The following is a 20,797-nucleotide window of genomic DNA, read 5'->3' as shown; positions in this document are numbered from 1 at the left end:
ATTATGCTTAAAGTGTTTTTAAGTGGCGTTAACTAGCTGTTTAATAAGTTAGGGGTACAAAATGTGTGCAGATCATGAAGGTTTGAGTGAAGATAGTAGCTACAAAAACTTTGCGAATAATGGGAAAAATTCCAATAATTCTTCTAATTCCAAAGAGTCGAAAGAAGTTCGCACATCTTTTACTGATAAAGAGCTTGAAGATGCGTTACTTGGATTTGAAAAAGAATTTAGCGAAGAGCAAAAACATGATTCTGTCGATGATGTTGTAAACAAAATTGAGCAAGCAAACTTTGAAGAAGATTTGGAAGGTTTGCTGGGTAAAAAAGCCAAGTGTGCTCTGTTTCTAACTGTTATGGAACCAGGGGAGCTTCTTGCTGCTTTTTGTAAAATGGCTGGTATTAGAGCTAAATGTTTTAGTGACGAGAACGGTGGAGTCGCCGTTTTATGCGATTTAGACGAGGATAATCCAGAAAAATCTGTTAAACGATTCACAGAGTATTTTCGCGGTATTCCAGCGATTTTAATGGTGAATCGAGCTAATAAAATTGATGCAAAAGTCTACGAATATAAAAAAGAAGTACAGGATGCTATTCCTCCCATGGTTCTTACCATGTCTGCTAGATGTGTGGAAGATCTTATGATTTGTTATGCGACAGTTGAAGATCTTAAAGAGTCTGGGATTGAGGTTACTTATACGGATGATTTAAGTGATGAGCAAGCTAAAGAGATTTTTTATAAATATGGCAAAAAAATGTGAGCCTAATCTTGCAAATACGCTAAATTAAAAGTAAGTAAATTCATTGCTATATTTCTAAATAAAAACTAAATATAAGAGATAATATAGTCATTGCGTTTTGCTCTAAAAACATGTTGAAAAATATAAGACTTGAATACTGATTGGACTGTAGATATGGATAGACAACAAGAGTTCGCTTTGCGTACGGTTGAAGAGCGTGATGTCCGTTTTATTAGACTATGGTTCACGGATGTTCTTGGAACTCTTAAATCGGTTGCTATTGCTCCAGCAGAGCTTGAAGCTGCGTTTGAAGAGGGTATTGGCTTTGATGGGTCTGCGATTGAAGGCATGACTCGCGTTTTAGAAGACGACATGATTGTTAAGCCAGATCCTTCGACTTTCCAACTTTTGCCATGGCATGGCGGCCCAGAGGGTACGGCACGCATGTTTTGCGACGTTCTAACGCCAGACGGGGAGCCGTCTCTTGGAGACCCTCGTCATGTTCTTAAGACTGCGCTCGCAAAAGCTAAAGAAAAAGGCTTTACTTTTTACGTTCATCCAGAAATTGAGTTTTACTTATTTGAAACGCAAGACGATTGGTCTAAAGCACCTGTTCCTATTGATGAAGGTGGGTATTTTGACCATGTTCCAAGAAGTTCGGCAATGGACTTTCGTCGTAGTGCTGTGAGCATGCTTGAACAGATGGGTATTTCTGTTGAGTATTCTCACCACGAAGGCGGTCCTGGTCAAAACGAGATTGACTTAAGATATGCAGACGCTCTTACTACTGCAGATAACATTATGACTTTCCGCACTGTTGTTAAGGAGATTTCTCTTGAGCGCGGAATGTATGCGAGCTTTATGCCTAAGCCTTTAACGGATCAGCCTGGTTCTGGTATGCACACGCATTTAAGCTTGTTTGAAGGAGATTCCAACGCTTTCTACGAGGCTGGGCAAGAGTTTAATATGTCGCTTATTGCGCGCCAATTTGCGGCTGGTATTTTGCATCATGCTGCGGAAATTTGCGCTGTTACCGATCAGTATGTGAACTCTTATAAGCGCTTGTGGGGTGGAGCTGAGGCTCCTAGCTATGTTTGCTGGGGTCATAGTAACCGTTCTGCGCTTTTGCGTGTGCCTCAATATAAGCCAGGCAAAGGTAATTCTTGCCGTATGGAGTTTCGCGCGCTCGACCCTGTGGCGAATCCGTATCTTGCATACTCTGTTTTGTTGGCTGCTGGCTTAGATGGTATTGAAAAGCAGATGATTTTATGTGAGCCTACGAGCGACGACGTTTGGGAGCTTACGGATGCTGAGCGTCAGGCTATGGGCATTCAGCCACTTCCTGAGTCTTTGGATGAGGCTTTGAAGATTATGGAGAAGTCTGATTTTGTGGCTAGCGTACTTGGTGAGCATGCTTTTGAGTATTTCTTGCGTAATAAGCATCAGGAATGGGAAGAGTATCGTCGTCAGGTCACTCCTTTTGAATTGCAGAAGTATTTGCCTAGACTTTAGTTTTCTTTTGCATTGCTTTCGCGCGTGTCAAATCTAAATTTTTGAATATTTTTGAATATTTTTCAAATGTTATTATTTGTGATTGTTGACACGCGTTTTAATTTTTTGTATTCATATGTTTAGTTTGTGGCGAAGCTCACAGCCATAATCTAAACATATGTTTATATATATTAACGTTTGTTGAAAATTATAACATTTTATAACAAAATTCGTGAATATTAACAATTAAAGCAACATTATGTCTTCTTGCTTCTATTTAAATATGCCATTGCTTTTCGAGATTATAATAATAAAATTTTTAAATTGGTGATACTTAAATATCAAGTTAGATATTCAATTACACCCATGATTTACAACGACTGTAAGCCATGCCTAAATATAAGAAGGAAGGTAACTCAAGTGAAGAAGCTGATTCTTGATCTTGATACTGGTGTTGACGATACTCTCGCTATATCTTATGCTCTTGGAAGCCCTGAAATGGAGCTTATTGGCATAACTGGCACATACGGTAATGTTTTAATGGAGCAAGGTGTTCGTAACGCGCTTGCAATCACAGATTTACTTGGGCATCCAGAAGTAAAAGTTTATAAAGGTCTTTCACACGCAAGCACAAAAGATTCGTTTGAAGTGCTTCCAATATCTGCTTTTATTCATGGTGACAATGGAATTGGCGATGTTGAAATTCCAGATTCTCCTCGCAAAGCAGAAGATGAATCCGCTGTTGATTTCATTATTGATTCCGTAAAGAAATATGGCAAGGACTTAGTGTATGTTCCAACCGGTCCAATGACCAATATTGCTGCTGCATTGAAGAAAGCTCCAGAAATCAAAGACGAAATCGGAAAGATTGTTTTGATGGGTGGAGCGCTCACCATTCATGGAAACGTAAACGCTTGGACTGAGGCGAATATTTCCCAAGATCCAGATGCTGCAGATATTTTATTCCGTTCTGGTGCTCCAGTGACAATGATTGGTTTGGATGTTACCTTACAGACTTTGCTTACTTACAAGGAGACAAAGCAATGGCGTGATCTTAACACCAAGGCTGGCAAGTTCCTTGCAGATATGACTGATTTTTACATCAAAGCTTATGAAACCACTGCTCCGCACCTTGGTGGATGTGGTTTGCATGATCCTTTGGCTGTTGCTGTTGCAGTTGATCCAACGCTTGTTACAACGCTTCCAATTAACATGCAGGTTGATGTGGAAGGTCCAACTCGCGGTCGTACCATCGGTGATGTTACGCGCTTGAATGACCCTGTTAAGACAATGCAAGTTGCTGTTGGCGTAGACGTTCCACGATTCTTGAACGAGTTTATGACGCGTATTTCTGGTTTGGCAAAAATCGCTGGCTGAGATCATATTGTTTGTGTTGCGCAACATTTTGCGACCTTCTACGCTTCTTGTTGCACAACATGCTTTATGCGTAAATGTAAAAATTAAAAATATTTATTGATCGGATTATTATGACTGAAATTGCAAAATCTACTGCGGTAGATCCATACGAGGATCCAAAAACCCGCGACAAAGTGGCGATTTACTCGCTGATTTTGTTGCTTATAACCTTTATTCTTGGAACATTATGTTTGCAGGGATTTAATCTTGTATTCGACCAGATTGGCAAGGCTGTTGGTGCCCCTGATCAAGCTTCGCTTATTACAAGCTTGCCAATTATTGTTCTAGGTATCGTGTGCTTTATATACGGTTCTCTAGGTGACTTTGTTTCTCTTCGCAGACTTATAACAATCGGTCTTGTAACACTGTTTGTTGGTTCCTTGTTTGGTTTTATTGCAAACTTCTTCTTTACTCCAAATTTGTGGACTGTTATTATTGCTCGCATTATGCAAACTGCTGGTGAACAGGTAGCAGGTTCTTCCTTCCTTGTTATTGCAACTAAGTATTTGCGCAATGATTTGAAAGTTATTTTCTTTGGACTCTTTACTGCCGCATATCAGCTTTCTGCTTCTATCGGCGTATTTGCTGCTGGTGCTCTTAGCTCTATTGCTTGGCAATATTTGTTCCTTATTCCTGCGATAACCATTCTGTTCTTGCCAGTACTCGTTAAATGCTTACCGACTAAGAATGGTATTGGTGGAAAGATTGATAAACTCGGCTTTACCATATTCGGTATTGCTGTGACATTGTTGACTTTGTTCTTCTCTTACAAAGTTTGGGGATTGTTACTTGGATCCATCGTGCTGTTTGTTGTGTTCGCTGGATACATTATGAAGGCAAAGAACCCGTTTGTGACTCCTGCATTCTTTAAGAATAAGCGTTGGCTTTCGGGCATTGTTTTGATATTCATCTTCTACTTTACTAACTATTGCATGCCTCCAATTTACAATGTAATTGGCGGTGCTTTATACAAGATGGATACTTCTCAGGTTTCTTCTTACCTTGTATGGGCATTCGTCGTAGCAGCAGTGTTTGGCACTTGCTCTGGAACAATCATCGGTTTCATTGGACGTAAAGCTGGTATTATTACAGCTGCTGTTCTTATGATTCTTGGATGGGTTGGTGCTGCTGTATTCATCAATTCTGGGTTCCTTACATTAACACTGTGCGCATGCGTTTACTACGCTGGGTGCGGACTTATGTATTCGCCAATCGTTTCTACTGTTCTTAGCGCATTGCCTGTTGAAGAGTCTGGTCGTGGCTGCGGTATGAACGATTTGGTTATGAACGTTACAGCTTCTATTGGTATTTCTATTTTCAGCGGATTCTTTGCTGGAAATCTGTTCAAAGGATTCTCCTTTGCGAATATTCAAGGATTAGCTGCAGGATACTCAAACTTGCTTATGATGGGCGCTATTGTAGCCTTCATAGGTTTGGTGGTTTACATAGTTCGTAGCGTTATGGTTAAAGAGTAATTAATCTTTACCCAATATATTAGTGGTCACTATCTTGCAGTCATCTTTGGCTGCGTGGATAGTGACCACTTTTTGTAGTCTTATGCCGCGCATTTTTACGCTAACATAGTTTTTTCATACGCTGAATACTAATCGGGTATGCTGTTCCAAGTTCTTGTGCCCAAAGAGAAACATAGAATTCTTCGCACATCCACTTTAGTTTTTGAGCTTTTTCTTGAGCCTCATCTCTATTAGGTCCAGCAGGCAAGCTTTCTGCTCTATTTTGAGCTTCTAGCACAAGCTTATGAGCTTCATCTGCTTGCCAAGCCCATCGTACATCTCTATCCTTATTTGTTTTAGCTTTATCAAGTCTAATTAAATCAGCATGCAAGTAGCGTTCTATTGAACTAAGTGCGCTAGAATCTGCTTTTGCAATAAATCCAGGAAAAACAAGTGAGGCTGCGTGTTCTCTAATCGATTGAAGAACGCTAAGCATCGGCAAGTCGGCTTTGCCGCCAACAGCAGTGCTAACTTTAGCAAAACGCTTCAAAATAGCAATCACATCGTGCGCAATACCATAAACTGTATCTTCGTATACTTCGGCAATATTTCCAACAGCTTCCTTAAGCTCAACATCGTTAGTAATTTTTTGTGTATCTGGTATAAGTCGCTTAATAGCTGCCATTTGCAAATCTTGGGCCAAATCTTTAGAAGACTTATAAGGTGCAGAAGCAAGTATCAGAGCCTCACTTCCGAGCCATCTAGATGTAATACGTTTATCATCTAAAATAAGCATATTGAGCGCGCCCTGCCAAACCATTTGAGATCTAGAAAGATTAGTTGCACCAGACTTGTGTAACAAATCTGCTCTCTCAACAACATTTCCAGCTTGTGCAGCTTTAATCGCTTTGCTATTAACAACATTTAATGCACACTCTTGAGCTGATTTTGCAAAGCGATGCTGAAGACTTATTAGCGATTTATCTGTTCCTAAAACAGTAGGCTTAATGCGCTTTTTGCTTTGATTATGGGAATTGTTTGATTTATTTTGATTAGCTTTCTTTTGCTCAACGCTAAAAGTTATACGCAAATAAGGAGATAGCCGTTGCAACTGTTCATCGCTTAAAACTTCTGGGTGGATTTGTGCTCCAACAACACTAATCGCAGCTTTAGTAAAGACTTCGCTAAAATCTTGCCAAATAAAATCTTCTTGTGGATTTTCGTTTATTCCTGGAAGATAGTCATAATTGTCATCTATCCACTCACGGATTTTACGAGCAGTATCTGGAGCTGGAACGAATTGTACTCGCAAAGTCTTAGGAAGAGACTTAATCATGCCAATAATAAGCTCGTCTAATAAGCCTGGCACATTCCAAGTAAACTCTTGAGGTTTAAGTCGCAAAAGCGCATGAAGTGGAACGTGTACAGTTACACCATCTAAAGGATCATGCGGATCATAAATGTAGCTTAAATGCAAGTTGATTTTCTGACCGTCTGTTCCAATCGTATGCCAAGTATCTGGGTAATCTGCCAAATCAGTGTCATTTGCGTATTGCAAGCGCTCAACACAATCTGGGTTAAAATCAAGAAAATGCGGGTCTTGGAGCCTGTAATTTTTCCACCATTTAGCTAAATCTGCAATAGTCGTAGCTTCTTGAGGAAGTTTATTATCGTAAAAAGTAAACAAATCCTCGTCGTTTACAGTTTCGCTTGCCTGTCTAGTGCGATTTGTTTGATTATCGGCATCGTTTAAAATGTTAATATTTGAGGAGATAAAATCGTTGAATGGAAAACGCTGTTGAACGTTTCCTTCGACTAAGCCTTGACGAATCATTAACATTCGAGATTCGTAAGGGTTGATTTTAGACCATTGAACAGTGCGATTTTGCACAATAGGCAAGCCGTACAAAAGCACCTTCGATTGGGCGATTGCTGCACCTTTGCTTGCGCTCCAATGAGCATCTGAATATGTTACGCGAGTAAGATTCTTAGCTAAAGACTCTGCCCAAGCAGGGTCGATTTGCGCGCAATACCTTGCCCAAAGTCTAGAAGTTTCAACTAATTCCGTACACATAATCCAAGAAGGAGTTGTTTTAGAAACAGATGAAGCTGGAAAGATTGCAAACCTTGTGCTTCTAGCACCCTGATAATCGTTTTTTGCCATTTTTTGAGCGCGCTTAATAGCGCGAATTTTGGCTGTTCCGCGAAGACCTGCAAAATCCGAAGCCTTAGGCTCGCGAATAACTTGCATGCCAATCATAGAAAGCAAGCCAGAAAGCATAGAAGCGTGGATTCCTTGGTAATCCCAAGTGCAGCAAAGACTGTGAGCAGCTTGCTGATTATTTGGTAATTGGCGGATTTGCAAAGGTGCGCGTTTAAGTGGCAATGCTTCGCCAACATTATAATGAAGTTCTTTGCATAAATCTTTAAGCTGATTAACTAAATCTTTCCACTGTTTTAGGCGTAAAAAGTGGAAAAATTCCTCTTTGCAAAGTCGCCTTAGCGCGTTATTGCTTATTTCGCCATCCGCTTGGAATATGCGATCCCAAATATTCAATGCCGTTAAAAAGTCACTTAACTCGTCTGCATAACGATTGTGTAATCTATCTGATTCATCGCGTTTATCTTCCGGACGTTCTCGCGGATCTTGCAAACTCAAAAACGCCACAATTACCAGCACAGCAGCAAGAGTATTAGGAGTGGTTTTACGCGCAGCTTCAATAATCATGCGTCCTAAACGAATATCAATCGGTAGTTTAGAAAGCTCGCGTCCAATATGAGTTAAAGTGATGAAGCCTGATTTTCTGCTTATTGCACCAAGTTCACTAAGCTCGTTAAAGCCGTCGCTTACAGCCTTAATATCTGGAGGATCAATGAATCCAAAATTCGTTATATCTTCGCCAGTTTTAGCAACACCAACAGAGAGCATGTGTAAAACAACAGCGCCGAGTGAAGTGCGTAAAATCTCGGGGTCGGTAAAGCGCGGGCGAGTTTCGTAATCTTCCCTAGAATACAAGCGAATAGCAATGCCATCTGCAATTCGCCCACAACGACCAGAGCGCTGATCTGCACTTGCTTGAGAAATAGGTTCTATAGGAAGACGCTGAACTTTAGCAGACTTAGAATATCTAGAAATTCTAGCAAAACCAGGGTCTACAACGTAGCGAATCGAAGGCACTGTAAGAGAAGTTTCTGCAACATTAGTGGCGATTACAATGCGCTGATGTGTGTGGTGTTCAAAAACGCGATGCTGGTCTTTAGAAGAAAGACGTGCAAAAAGTGGAACAATCTCAATGGCGTCACTACGATTCATGTCGCTTGCACGCGCACCGAAATAAGAACGCAACGATGCTTCAAATTCTCGAATATCGCGCTCGCCAGAAGCAAAAACCATAATATCGCGCGCGCCTTGAGTGTGGTTTGAATGAATCACAAGTTGCGCGCATGCGCGAGTTACAGCAGAAGCAATGTCTTCGTCGCAAATATCGCCGCTTTCCGAAAGACTTTGGCTTTGCGCAACGCTTTCATCATCCATAGCAATATCGGCAAAACCTGGAACGTGCCTCATAAGTGAAGGCGCGCTTCCAAGCGGCTCGTAAAGTACGCGCACGGGGTATGTTCGCCCCGAAACCTCTATAACAGGCACCTTAATGTGCAGCGCTTGCTCAAAATGGTCTTTAAATTTTGCAGAATCTATTGTTGCAGAAGTGATAATAAGTTTTAAGTCTTTGCGCTTTGGCAAAAGAGTTGTTAAATATCCAAGCAAAAAATCAATATTTAGGCTACGCTCGTGAGCTTCATCAATGATAATAGTGTCATAGCGCGTAAGAAGTGGATCGCGTTGAATTTGAGCGAGTAGAATACCATCCGTAACTATCCGAAGCTTTGTTTTAGATGAGCTTTCGTCGTTAAAACGTACCTGATAGCCGATTTCTTCGCCAAGCTTAACACCCATTTCGCTTGCGATTCGTTCGGCAACTGTGCGCGCAGCAAGTCGTCGAGGTTGTGTGTGAACAATTTGCTTTCCGCGACCACCTCTGCCAAGTTCCAAAGCCATTTTTGGGATTTGAGTGGTTTTGCCAGAACCAGTTTGACCAGATACGATTATAACCTGCGACTCTTTAATGGCTTCAATAATCTGGTCGTGTGCAGCACAAATCGGCAGTTCACTAGGATAGTCAAAGTTCATATTCAATCCTGTTAAATTTTGCTAAATCTTATTTTCTTAAAACTTCTATAATCCTGTATCCCTTAGAGCTTGCGTATTTTTCAACGCTAAAATCTTCCCCAAGAGTTTTAGAAAGCCAAGTGATTAAGGAATCGGAGCCAAGATTTTTTTGAACAACTAAATAAGCAGCTCCACCAACTTTTAGGCGAGGAAGCCAGGTGATCAAAATATTGTGCAAAACGTCTTTTCCAACGCGGATTGGAGGATTAGACCAAATAAGATCAATGTCTTTTAGCGCATCTTCTTTTAATGCATCTTCTACAAGATAAGTGTGAATGTTGTTTAATCCAGCATTCTTGGCATTAATATCAGTAAGATCTAGAGCACGTTCATTAACATCTACAGCATAAATTTGCGCATTAGGGGATTCAAAACCTAAAGCCAAACTAATAGCACCCCAGCCGCAACCGATGTCGAAAAATCGCCCATTTTCTGGAGGCTGTGGAGCGTGTTTAAGTAGAACTGCAGTGCCTAAATCAAGCTTAGAGGAGCTAAAAACTCCATTAGAAACCTGCACGCTAACCTCGTGACCGCGTAAATCAACATGCAAAGTTCGTCTTAAGTCTAAAGAGTTTGGATTAGCGGAAAAATACTGTTCGCCGCCAGTTTTAGCTTCTTTAGTATTTTTGTTTGTTTTAGTAGCATTAATGCTGCTCGTCTTTTTAGTTTTATTAAAAGTGTTAATAGCCATTTTAGTGTTGCGTTAAAAATTATGTCTTCTAGATTCACAATAATAAAACAAACGTTGTAAATCGTGTATTAACAGGGGATTTAGCGTTAGTAGTTAAAGCAAAATAGCAAAGGGCATAGTTTTGGTAGATACTTTAGCAAACAGCAATTTGGCGAGTGGTGATAATAATATGCCTGAGCATAAAAATGAGCATAAAGACGTTCTTTCAGGACATTCCGAAGTACTACTAGATTCCACAAACACTGGATCAAGCCTAGAAAGTAACGATGAAGCTTGGCAAGAGCGCGAATCAAGAAACGCCTTAAAACGAGTTGCGGGTCTTGGAGAATTACAAGACGTAACCGAAGTAGAATACAGAAAACTAAGACTAGAACGCGTTGTTTTAGTAGGAGTATGGTCTAGCGCTCGCGGAACTTTAAGCCAAGCAGAAGAGTCCCTTAGAGAGTTGGCGGCGCTTGCTAAAACAGCTGGCGCAGTAGTATGCGACGGCATGTTGCAGCAAAGATACAGACCAGATGCAGCAACGTATGTTGGTTCTGGAAAAGCGCGTGAACTTGCAGCGGTTGTGGCGCAAAATGATGCTGATACGATTGTGGTAGACGACGATCTTCCACCAAGCCAAAGAAGAGCTTTGGAAGATGCCACTAAAGTCAAGGTTGTAGACAGAACGGCTGTTATTCTAGACATTTTCGCTCAGCATGCAACAAGTAGGGAAGGAAAGGCACAAGTCGAGCTTGCTCAGCTTCAATACATGCTTCCGCGACTTAGAGGTTGGGGTGCTGCTCTTTCTAGGCAGGCTGGTGGTCGCGCTGCAGGAGATGCAGGAATAGGCTCTAGAGGTCCTGGAGAAACAAAAATCGAAATGGATAGGCGCGCAATTAGGAATCGAATTTCAAAATTGCGTCACGACATTGCACTAATGGCACCAACTCGCGAGACAAAGCGCGGATCTAGGCGTCGTCAAGATATTCCAACTGTTGCAGTAGTGGGGTATACAAATGCTGGAAAATCTTCGATTATAAACAGACTTACAGGATCTAAAGAACTTGTAGAAAATGCGCTTTTTGCAACTTTGGATACTGCTGTTCGAAAATCTTTAACTAAAGATGGTCGCGCGTACACGCTTGTAGACACGGTTGGCTTCGTTAGAAGGCTGCCTACTCAGCTAGTAGAAGCGTTTAAATCAACTTTGGAAGAAGTTGGTAATGCAGATGTAATTTTGCACGTAGTTGACGGTTCTCACCCAGACCCTGTTTCTCAAATTGAGGCAGTTAACGAGGTTTTAGCTCAAATTGACGGTGTGGAAGATATAGCGCAAATTATTGCTTTTAATAAGTCGGATGTTATGCAAGAACCAATGCGTTTACGCTTGCAATCGTTGTATCCTGATTCTTTAATTGTGTCTGCTGCAAGTGGAACAAATATTGACCGTTTAAGAACGCGTATAGAAAATTTGTTACCTTCACCACATGTTCATGTTAAAGTTACATTGCCTTATAGCGATTATTCTGGGTCTTTGCTATCTAGAGTTAGGGAAAACGGTATTGTAAAATCCGCGGAATATAAGGATTCTGGCGTAGAATTAGATGCTTTTGTTGGCGATTCTTTGGCTGCAAAACTTATGCAAATTGCACTTTAAACAAAATTCCGGTGGTGTGATTAAAGTAAAAGCTGTTTATACACATATAGCTCTTAATGTGAGAGCAGCCCTTGTATTTTTCTATTTATAAGTTATAAGGGTCGACTCGGTTTGTGGAAAAGGGGTTTTTCTAATGGTGAGTTCTCAGGTTAAGCCAACTAAGCTTGCGATTATTGGTGCTGGTGCAGTAGGTTCCACGCTTGCGTTTGCTGCAGCTCAGCGCGGTGTTGCTCGTGAAATTGTGCTTGAGGATATCGCTAAGGAACGTGTTGAAGCGGAAGTGCTCGATATGCAGCATGGTTCTAGCTTCTATCCAGCCGTTTCTATTGATGGCTCAGATGACGTTGAAATCTGCCGTGACGCAGACATGGTTGTTATTACTGCTGGTGCTCGTCAAAAGCCTGGTCAGACTCGCTTGGAGCTTGCAGGTGCAACCATCAACATTATGAAGTCGATTATTCCTAATGTTGTAAAGGTCGCTCCAAACGCTATCTACATGCTTATTACAAATCCTGTGGATGTTGTTACGCATGTTTCTATGAAGCTTTCTGGTCTTCCTGCTAATCAAATGTTTGGATCTGGTACAAACCTTGATTCTGCACGTTTGCGCTTCCTTATTGCGCAGCAAACTGGTGTGAATGTTAAGAATGTTCACGCTTATATTGCTGGCGAGCATGGCGATTCCGAAGTTCCTCTTTGGGCTTCTGCTACTATCGGTGGCGTTCCAATGTGCGAATGGAATGCTCTTCCAGGTCATGAGCCATTGGATGAAGCTAAGCGTGAAGAGATTCATCAGGAAGTTAAGAACGCTGCTTACAAGATTATTAACGGTAAAGGCGCTACAAACTACGCTATCGCTATGTCTGGTGTTGATATTGTTGAAGCCGTTCTTCGCGATACTAACCGCATTTTGCCAGTATCTTCTCTTCTTGACGATTTCCATGGAATCTCAGACGTCTGCATGTCCGTTCCAACTTTGTTGAACCGTAATGGCGTAAACTCTCGCTTGAACACTCCAGTTTCGGATCGCGAGCTTGCTGCTTTGAAGCGTTCTGCGGAAACTCTTCGTCAGGCTGCTGCAGAGTTTGGATTCTAATTGATATTAGCTGTTCATAAAACGCTAATTATTAAAATTTAAATTTTGAAAGTCGTTCCTTCAATCTTTGTTTTGGGGGAGCGACTTTTAAATTATGAACAAGATTTATAAAATTTGATTGTATAGGTTGTATAAATTTGCTTAAAAGGGGATTTTGAATGTTTAATCATAAAAATCTTGAGACAGATACTGTGTTAATGCACAAGTTTGAAGATTTGAGATCTCAATTTCCAATTTTAAGTCGCAAAGTACATTCAAAACCCTTGATTTACTTAGATTCCGCAGCTACTTCTCAAAAGCCGCAGGTTGTAATCGATGCAGAGAGCGAATTCTATAAGACTATTAATGCTGGCGTGCATAGGGGGGCGCACGAGCTGGCGGCGCTTTCGACAGTTGCCTTTGAAGAAGCGCGTGCAAAAGTTGCAAAACTCGTTGGTGCTTGTAGTGAAGAAGGAAACGAAGAGATTATTGTTACGCCTGGCGCTACAGGAGCGCTGAATCTTCTTGCCACTTCTATTGGAAACGCTACGATTAACGCTAGATTAAATCGCACTGGTTTTGCGGAAGATAACTTAACTTTGCGCCAGCATTTTGTGATTAATGAGGGAGATAATATTGTTGTTTCTCGCGCAGACCATCATTCCGTTTTATTGCCATTCCAAGAGCTTGCGATTCGCTCTGGCGCGGAGCTTCGATGGATTGATGTAAGTGAAGATGGTCGAGTGCGGGCGGACGCGGATTATTTGAGCACGATTGTTGACGAGCGCACGAAAATAGTTGCAGTTACGCATATTAGCAATGTTACTGGCGCAATCACGGATGTTTCGCCGATTTGTAAGCGTGCGCATGAGGTTGGTGCAATTTTTGTTCTTGACGCATGCCAGTCTGTTCCGCATATTCCAGTTGATTTTCATGCGCTAGATGTTGATTTTGCAGCATTTAGCGCGCATAAAATGTATGGTCCTACGGGCGTTGGGTTCTTGTATGGACGCCGCAATCTTTTGAACAGTCTTCCACCAGCCAATTTTGGCGGTTCAATGGTGGAGCTTGCGTGGCTTAACAAGCCGGCGCAATACATGGATGCACCTTATCGTTTTGAGGCAGGAACTCAGCCAGTTGCACAAATGGTTGCTGCAGGAGTTGCAGCGGATTGGCTGCGCGCGTTGGGCATGAACCGAGTTGCAGAGCATGAGAAGGAACTTGCTGCAGAATTGTTGAAATTACAGGATGTTCCAGGAGTTCGCGTGCTTGGACCACTTGATTTAAGCAACCGTATTGCAACGGTTTCTTTTGAGGTCGAAGGCGTGCATCCGCATGACGTTGGACAGTTTCTGGATGCGCAAGGAATTGCGATTCGCGTTGGACATCATTGCGCTCAGCCGATTCATCGTCATTTTGGCTTGTATGCTTCAAATCGTGCATCTGTTGGAGTTTATAACACAATCGAAGAAGCTCGCGCGCTTGTGGAAGCTGTTTCCCATGTTCGCGCATACTTTGGCGCATAGTATTGTCAAATAAAATTCAAATAGAATTCAAATAAAATACTGTTTAATAACAAATAAGGAGAGCATATGTTTGATATGAGTGTTGACGACGGTAGTGGCTTAGAAAGCATGTATCAAGAAGTGATTTTAGATGCTGCTAGAAATCCGCACGGAAAAACACATTTTTCAAACACAGAAAGTCTTTCTAAAGCAGAAGAGCAGGAAGAGAAAGTTGAGGAGGCTTCGGATAAGTCGCCAGCAACCAATGAGTTAAAAAACAATTCTAATATAACAATTACAAATCATCATGAAAATTGTGCTGTAGAAGCTAATAAAAATTACGCATTAGGAAAATCTCATCAATTTAACCCAACTTGTGGAGATGAGGTTACGATGCATGTGGAACTCGCTAAGAACGTTGACAATTCAAGCAATGCGCTTGTTAAAAGTATTAAGTGGGATGGTCATGGTTGCTCAATTTCGCAAGCGAGTCTTTCGATTATGGTTGATTTGGTTGAGGGAAAAACTGTTGCGGATGCCTTGCGATTAGCCGCGCTTTTCCACAAGCTTATGGAATCTAGGGGAGTGGGATTAAAAAGCGAGCAAGACGAAGATGAGTTGGAAGATGCAATGGTTTTTCAAGGCGTTTCTAAATATCCAATGCGAATAAAGTGCGCATTGCTTGCATGGGAAGGCTTAAAAGACGGTATTGCAAAGGCTATTGAGGCTTTATAAAATCGTATGTGGCTTTATAAAATCGCAGTGTAACACTAAAAATAAGGAATATTATGGCAGAAAATCAAGCTCAATCTCAGATCAACGTAAATAGCATCGGTCGCGTAACTGAGGAAGATATTCAAGATGCTTTGCATGATGTTGTAGACCCAGAGCTTGGAATTGACGTAGTTGATTTAGGTTTAGTTTACGGGATTGAAATTGATGAGCTTGGACGCGCGATTATTACGATGACGCTTACAACGCCTGCTTGCCCGCTTACGGATTTGATTGAAGACGAGTGCGCGAGTGCGCTTGTTGGATTAGTTGATGAATTTCGTATTGATTGGACTTGGAAACCGCGTTGGAGTGTTGAAAATATTACGGAAGATGGGCGCGCGCAGCTTGAGGCGCTCGGCTATAATTTGAACAATTTGCCTGCTAGCTTTGGTGCTGGAATTGGTGCTGGTGCTGGAATGTCGTCCTATGACGGAGGAATTTCGCCAACTGAATAATTTAGGATTTGTAATGATTTGCACAGAAGATGTTTCGCCTAATCGCAATGATTGCAAGAATAGTTGTGATTATTGCGATTTATGCGCGCAAAAAATTATTGAAAACGGCATAACAGATGTTGTTTTTGACTTGCATCTTCTTGTTGATTGGGATGCGCGTCGCACATTGGAATCGTATTACCCAGATTATATTGGCGAGGTGCTGTTTAGCTATGAGCCAGAATGGGGTTTTGAGTTTCACGAGGCTTTGCGTGAATCAGGATGGAGCATTGAGTGTGCGCTTGAATCGTTTAGTGAGCATCATGGTCCTGCCGTAACTTGGCTTTATCGCTTGTATTTTGAGAATTTTTTACACGGATTTTTAGGGGAGCGAGAGCGTTTTGCGGCTGTTGCTCGCGATTTAATTGCAAAAGATGTGCGCGTTTGGGCGTTTGGAAATGCTTCACAAGAGTGGATTGATTGCGCGCGCACAACTTGCCCAATACTTGGCGAGATAAATGGCGTTAGCGCATCTTATGAATATCATTTGCGCAAGCCGAATATTATGATTTATCGAGATTTTTTGAGCAAAAATGGTTTGAGCGCATCTTCTACTGTTTTTGTTGAATCGGATTTGCGTAGTTTAAAAACTGCACAAAGAATTGAGTGTGCATCTACAAAACTATTCACACTGTAATAAAACTATTCACACTGTAGTTGCCTCAACATTTGTAAATATTTATCAATAGTTATCTGAATTTGTCAATGTTTGCCAATGTTTGCCAATGTTTGCCAACACTGTCAATACTTGACTTATAAACATTTGTTATTTTTTACGTTTTTCAGTCATAAATAATCACCTATATGCAACTTTTTAGCTGTATTTACTTGCAATTGTGCGTTATTTGTATAATAATAAAGCACAAAAGCAAGTTTTTTATAAGCGTTTATTATCTATAAAATGATAATTCTTTAATAGGTTGGTATGTGACGGTGAAAGTAAAGTCGGATAAAAAGAGAACAAATATTAGTGAAATTAAAAGAATTGTTAAGAAAAATAACGGTATTATCACGGCAAAAGAAGTTTCTTCCGCAGGAATTGACTCTTGGTATCTAACTAGCATGGTCAAAAATAATGATTTGGAAAGAGTTGCGCGCGGCGTGTATTTCGATAGCAATTCAAATAATTATGATGAACTTTATTTTTTCCAGCTTCGTAATAAAGCTTGCATATGTTCTTACCAAACTGCCTTGTATTTGCATAAACTTACAGATCGCATGCCGTTTATAAACGAAGTTACGGTGTGTCAGGGATATAACACGTGGCGCATAAAAAATGATGTTGAAGTGCATCAAATTAAAAAAGAATGGTATAAAATTGGTATCACTCAAGTGCGTACGGTTATTGGTAATTATGTGATGGTTTATGATATGGAGCGCACTATCTGCGATTTGGTTAGGAATCGTAGGCGTCAGGATTCAGAGATATTTGGTAAGGCTTTGCGTGCGTATGCGAGAAATCCTAAGAAAAATGTACATAGATTGCGCGAATATGCCAAAAAATTTGGTATTCTTCGGCAAGTTGACGATATTTTGGAGATTCTCGATGAATAACAGTAGTAATAAAAGTATTGCAATTAGAGATAGTGTTACGCAGCGTTTGCGTAACAAGTCGCAAGAACTTATCTTAGATTACAACACTTTGTTAAGTAGATATTTCTTTGATGAGTTTTTGAAGTTGCTTGCAAAAAGTGAGTATAAAAATAATTTCGTCTTGAAAGGCGGAATGCTTCTGAGCTTTGTGCTTGGAATTGATAATAGATCAACCCAAGATATTGATTTTTTGATTAATGGTTTAAAAATGGAGGATTCTTATTTATTTAATATTATTAAAAGTGTTACAGCTTATGATGAAAACCATGATGGTGTGTGGTTTGAAAACAACGATTCTATTGATTCTATTAGACCTGAAGATGAATATGGTGGATATCGTTTTCATATAATCGGTCATTTAGATAAAATTAGGTTTCCTTTTTCGGTTGATATAGCTACTGGAGATCCAATGTATCCAGAAGTTAAAGTGAGAAAATATTCTACTGTTCTTGGAGATGATATAGATTTGCAAATGTATCCACTTGAATCAGTATTGGCTGAAAAATTGCAAACTATTCTTTCCAAGGCGGAGAGTAATACAAGAAGCAAAGACTTTTACGATATTTACGCAATTATGAATTAGCTGAATGCGTCTAATAGCGGGAATTGTGGAGTTGCTATTGCGTGTTTAGCCGATTGTGAGTTTGTGAATCAAATTAATGAAAGTATTGATTTTAGTGTATTAAAAATTGCTATGTCACTTACTTGCAAGCATAGAAATACGTATTTTTCAAAAGTAAAAGCATGTGAAATACTTGAATGCATCTCATGCGATAGTGCTGTAATCGATAGATGGAATAGATATGCTAAGAAGCATCAGTACGCGAAAAGTGTAAATTTTGAAGATGTTATTTCCGCTATCTCAAAACTAATAAATCTTATGCTTGATTAGGTTTTTAGCTTTGATTTTGTAACTTGTTTTTGTGCGCTATTTATTAAAATATAACGCACAAAAACAAGTTTTTTATAAGCAAGTTAACTAGTGTGCGTATTCAGCCGCTTCGAGTGAATCGTAGCCATACATGCGCACAGTATTTGTAATAATCATTTGCGTTAGATTTAGATTTTTCGCTGTTAAATCTTCTATAAAAGCCTTATATTTAGCAAAAGTTTCGGCGGAATACGTGCTTAATTCTCCTCGTAAATACGTTTCAAAAGATGTATTTTCTTCTGTATCTTCGCTTGTTCTTAGAACGCGCATAGCAAGACCTAAATGCGGGTAGCGCTCGCGAAAATCCGCAGCCCACTCGACTTGCGTTAAAATAATCTGCTCCTGCGCACTTTTTATGGGTTCTAAAATCGGCTTAATATAAGGCTTAATTGTGCGCTCAAAAATTTCTGGCGCAGTAGACTCCATCATTCGTGCATATTTTTCTGTTATCAAATTTCTGCCATTGCTGTCAGCGCGCTCAAGATCTTTCTTATAAGACTCTTGCAAATCCAGAGGCCAAGTTAAAAATTGACTCATGCGCATAATGCGGAAAGTTTGCCAATCTTCCTGGCAATTCGCGCGTCCGCCTTCGTTTTGCGTAAGCTGGAATTGCTGCCATTCTAGTTTTGTAATTTCTTCTGCAAGATTTTGCGTTTTTGGATTTGATAATGAATCGCACATCATAAGCTCCTTAAGCACGTTGCGCGCGAATTAATATGTGCTTCAACATACGGGCGTTGCCATTCTAAAAATGTTTCATTGCAATTGCTCAAGCCTTGATATTTAAGCTCTTCCACGACTTCGTTGCACACATTTTGAATGATTTCGTTTATTTTAGATTCGGCTTCACTGCTTCCTTTTCCGCATTCGCCAAATCCGCTTCCACCAAAGCATGCTGCGGAACTTAGTCGCATAAGCGATTCAAGTTGATTACACACGTTTGAAAGCCTAGACGCCATTCGCGCGCTGAGCTTGCGTAAAGCTGCAAATTGCCACTTATAATATGGCAAATATCCTGCGCTTATTGGGTTATTTAGCAAAAATACGATTGACGTGGTTGCTCTCACAAACTCGTTTATAGAAAGCCATGCTGCAGCTCCGTCTTTTCGCGCTAGCATTCGTGGAACATTGTATTGACCTGCTTGAGCCATCATGCCGAGTCTTCTGGATATTAGTGAGATTCGCACATCGTCTGGCATGAGTTTAAAACTTTGACGCGTTTTGCTAAATTCTCCAAGTGGGTCTGCAAAAATTTGACCGTTCGTAGCTGCCGCCAGTGTTGGCTCGCTTAGCGAAAGCCACAGATGCGGCTCGTTTTGATTTGGGGCGGTAGCAAATCCTGTTATGTTTTCAAAAAACCTAGCTGTACTAAATACTCCGACTCGCTTGCTGCTTTCGCATGATTTAGCGCGTGGAGTTTCTTTGCGAGATCCAAAACCATAGAATTCTTGTGGCAAATCGTTGTAAGCTGCTTGCAAATCCTCGCCAATTTCCGCATAGTCTTCATCGGTAAGCCATAAGCAGAATCCTGGTCCAAAATCGTGGTCGCGAGAAATCTCGTCGTCAAATCCGTAGCATTCCGATCCGTGGCCAACTAATCCTGCAGCTATGCGGTTTTTGTATTTCGCAAATTTTGGCTGATCAAGTAACGGCTTTCCGTAAGTTTGCCAATATAATTTTGCAAGCTGCATGCCGTTTTTGATTTTTGGATTATCTTCTGTTTTTATAATTTTATTTGACTCTGGATGCGACTCATCGGTTGCTGGCGACTTTTCCGAATCGTATTGAATCGCATCCGCCGCGTTTGTCTCCGTAAATTTTTCTGCTGCATCCTGTGCTTGCTGCAGATTCTCCAACGTTATAGCATATGACTCGCTATCTTTTCCGTAACATTGTGCTATTAAATCTAGAGCTTCACTGTACGCTTTTACAGCGTCGGAATACTCTTTTCGTGCGTATTGAACTTGCGCATATCCAGCTAAAGCAGATGCATAATGCGGTTGATTTTGGTTATTTCCATTTTTGTATATTTTTAAACTCATTTGTGCGTGTTCAAGAGCAGAGTTAAGAGTTGCAGATTTGCTGTTAGTGCTTGCGTTAGGCTGCGAGCACTCTTGCAAAATCGCAAGCGCAATATTGGTGTGAGTTGCTGCTATATCTATGTCTGTTGAAGGATTGACACTCGATTTTTGCAATATGTCCAATGCTTTTTCAAGCTGATCTATTGCTTCTTTAATTTTGCCTGTTTCGCTGTAAAGCATTGAAAGATTGTTGTGAAGGGCAGCGAGTTTTCTATCGTTTGGTTTTAGCGTTTTCGATGATTCTTTAAGCGCTTGAGAATATATTTCTTCTGCGCGATCGTAATCGCCAGCTGCGCGAAGGCTAGTAGCAGCGTTTATAAGTGTTGTTGTGCCAGCTTCACTGCCTGCTAGCTGCATTTTATCTGAAAGTTTTAGCGCGTTATCAATGATTGACTTGTTTTTTGCGTATTCTCCTCGAGATCTATAAAATCCCATCAACTCGTTTAACACAGATAGCCGCAATGCTTGAGCGTTTGCTTCTTGTGATTTATCGTACGCGCAATTTGCTTTTTCTTTAGATTCTTTATTTTGTGTTTCTTTAAGTGCTTCTTCTTGCGATTTGTTTAGCGCATTTAGCAGGTATTTTTCAATTTCTTGCGCGTTTGCGTGGCTTGCAAACATATTGTCAAGCTCTTTATATAATTGATCTGCTTTTATCATTTAAGCCACCTTGCTTTTTGCGATTAAAT

General features: G+C 40.6%; 16 protein-coding genes. 12 read left to right on the top strand and 4 right to left on the bottom strand.

Annotation, left to right across the window (positions count from 1 at the left end):
• Nucleotides 1–61: 61 nt before the first annotated feature.
• From P0106_RS00550 to P0106_RS00535, 4 genes are all read left to right on the top strand, one after another.
• On the top strand, nucleotides 62–757 hold the full coding sequence (locus tag P0106_RS00550; RefSeq protein WP_174142749.1) for a hypothetical protein: 696 nt from the start codon (nucleotides 62–64) through the stop codon (nucleotides 755–757).
• A gap of 153 nt (nucleotides 758–910) precedes the next feature.
• Nucleotides 911–2,248 (top strand): type I glutamate--ammonia ligase, encoded by a 1,338-nt coding sequence (gene glnA, locus P0106_RS00545; protein WP_004112411.1) that lies wholly within the window; start codon nucleotides 911–913, stop codon nucleotides 2,246–2,248.
• A gap of 399 nt (nucleotides 2,249–2,647) precedes the next feature.
• A complete protein-coding gene (locus P0106_RS00540) occupies nucleotides 2,648–3,604 on the top strand; it encodes a nucleoside hydrolase (protein WP_004112414.1) in 957 nt (318 codons plus the stop codon).
• A 110-nt stretch (nucleotides 3,605–3,714) separates the two neighbouring features.
• Nucleotides 3,715–5,118 (top strand): MFS transporter, encoded by a 1,404-nt coding sequence (locus P0106_RS00535; RefSeq protein WP_004112416.1) that lies wholly within the window; start codon nucleotides 3,715–3,717, stop codon nucleotides 5,116–5,118.
• A gap of 100 nt (nucleotides 5,119–5,218) precedes the next feature.
• Here P0106_RS00535 and hrpA read toward each other — a convergent pair whose 3' ends face one another.
• Nucleotides 5,219–9,286 (bottom strand): ATP-dependent RNA helicase HrpA, encoded by a 4,068-nt coding sequence (gene hrpA, locus P0106_RS00530; RefSeq protein WP_473730309.1) that lies wholly within the window; start codon nucleotides 9,284–9,286, stop codon nucleotides 5,219–5,221.
• Nucleotides 9,287–9,314: 28 nt separating this feature from the next.
• Nucleotides 9,315–10,016: a class I SAM-dependent methyltransferase gene (locus tag P0106_RS00525; RefSeq protein ID WP_004116812.1), complete on the bottom strand. Its 702-nt coding sequence runs from the start codon at nucleotides 10,014–10,016 to the stop codon at nucleotides 9,315–9,317.
• 169 nt (nucleotides 10,017–10,185) lie between these two features.
• Between P0106_RS00525 and hflX the strand changes: the two genes are divergently transcribed.
• The 8 genes from hflX to P0106_RS00485 all read left to right on the top strand — a co-directional run bounded on the left by hflX (nucleotide 10,186) and on the right by P0106_RS00485 (nucleotide 17,679).
• Entirely contained in the window at nucleotides 10,186–11,655 is a 1,470-nt protein-coding gene (hflX, locus tag P0106_RS00520; protein WP_013399502.1) for a GTPase HflX, read from the top strand.
• Between the two features lie 133 nt (nucleotides 11,656–11,788).
• Nucleotides 11,789–12,751, top strand: a complete 963-nt coding sequence (locus P0106_RS00515; RefSeq protein WP_004112440.1) for an L-lactate dehydrogenase — start codon at nucleotides 11,789–11,791, stop codon at nucleotides 12,749–12,751.
• 158 nt (nucleotides 12,752–12,909) lie between these two features.
• Nucleotides 12,910–14,256: a SufS family cysteine desulfurase gene (locus tag P0106_RS00510; protein ID WP_116437206.1), complete on the top strand. Its 1,347-nt coding sequence runs from the start codon at nucleotides 12,910–12,912 to the stop codon at nucleotides 14,254–14,256.
• 66 nt (nucleotides 14,257–14,322) lie between these two features.
• Nucleotides 14,323–14,970: a Fe-S cluster assembly sulfur transfer protein SufU gene (gene sufU, locus P0106_RS00505; RefSeq protein ID WP_019261425.1), complete on the top strand. Its 648-nt coding sequence runs from the start codon at nucleotides 14,323–14,325 to the stop codon at nucleotides 14,968–14,970.
• 53 nt (nucleotides 14,971–15,023) lie between these two features.
• The gene (locus tag P0106_RS00500) at nucleotides 15,024–15,464 is read left to right on the top strand and encodes a metal-sulfur cluster assembly factor (protein WP_473730308.1); all 441 of its coding nucleotides are present in this window, start codon (nucleotides 15,024–15,026) and stop codon (nucleotides 15,462–15,464) included.
• A 13-nt stretch (nucleotides 15,465–15,477) separates the two neighbouring features.
• Nucleotides 15,478–16,140 carry an HAD family hydrolase gene (locus tag P0106_RS00495; RefSeq protein ID WP_473730307.1) on the top strand — a complete coding sequence of 221 codons (663 nt, stop codon included), beginning with the start codon at nucleotides 15,478–15,480 and terminating at the stop codon, nucleotides 16,138–16,140.
• A gap of 290 nt (nucleotides 16,141–16,430) precedes the next feature.
• Nucleotides 16,431–17,057, top strand: coding sequence for a type IV toxin-antitoxin system AbiEi family antitoxin domain-containing protein (locus P0106_RS00490; RefSeq protein ID WP_473730306.1), 627 nt, complete (start codon nucleotides 16,431–16,433; stop codon nucleotides 17,055–17,057).
• Nucleotides 17,050–17,679 carry a nucleotidyl transferase AbiEii/AbiGii toxin family protein gene (locus tag P0106_RS00485; RefSeq protein ID WP_473730305.1) on the top strand — a complete coding sequence of 210 codons (630 nt, stop codon included), beginning with the start codon at nucleotides 17,050–17,052 and terminating at the stop codon, nucleotides 17,677–17,679. Before P0106_RS00490 ends, P0106_RS00485 begins: the two co-directional genes overlap by 8 nt.
• 396 nt (nucleotides 17,680–18,075) lie before the next feature.
• On the opposite strand, the gene P0106_RS00480 is transcribed toward P0106_RS00485, so the two are convergent.
• Both P0106_RS00480 and P0106_RS00475 read right to left on the bottom strand, forming a co-directional pair.
• Nucleotides 18,076–18,708 (bottom strand): DUF4125 family protein, encoded by a 633-nt coding sequence (locus P0106_RS00480; RefSeq protein WP_182835758.1) that lies wholly within the window; start codon nucleotides 18,706–18,708, stop codon nucleotides 18,076–18,078.
• Nucleotides 18,708–20,768: a DUF4037 domain-containing protein gene (locus tag P0106_RS00475; RefSeq protein ID WP_285067406.1), complete on the bottom strand. Its 2,061-nt coding sequence runs from the start codon at nucleotides 20,766–20,768 to the stop codon at nucleotides 18,708–18,710. Before P0106_RS00475 ends, P0106_RS00480 begins: the two co-directional genes overlap by 1 nt.
• Nucleotides 20,769–20,797: the final 29 nt, after the last annotated feature.

It is taken from the genome of Gardnerella sp. c11Ua_71 (assembly GCF_055818025.1).
Note: the sequence above shows the minus strand (reverse complement) of the source record. Positions and strands in the feature narration are given on the sequence as shown.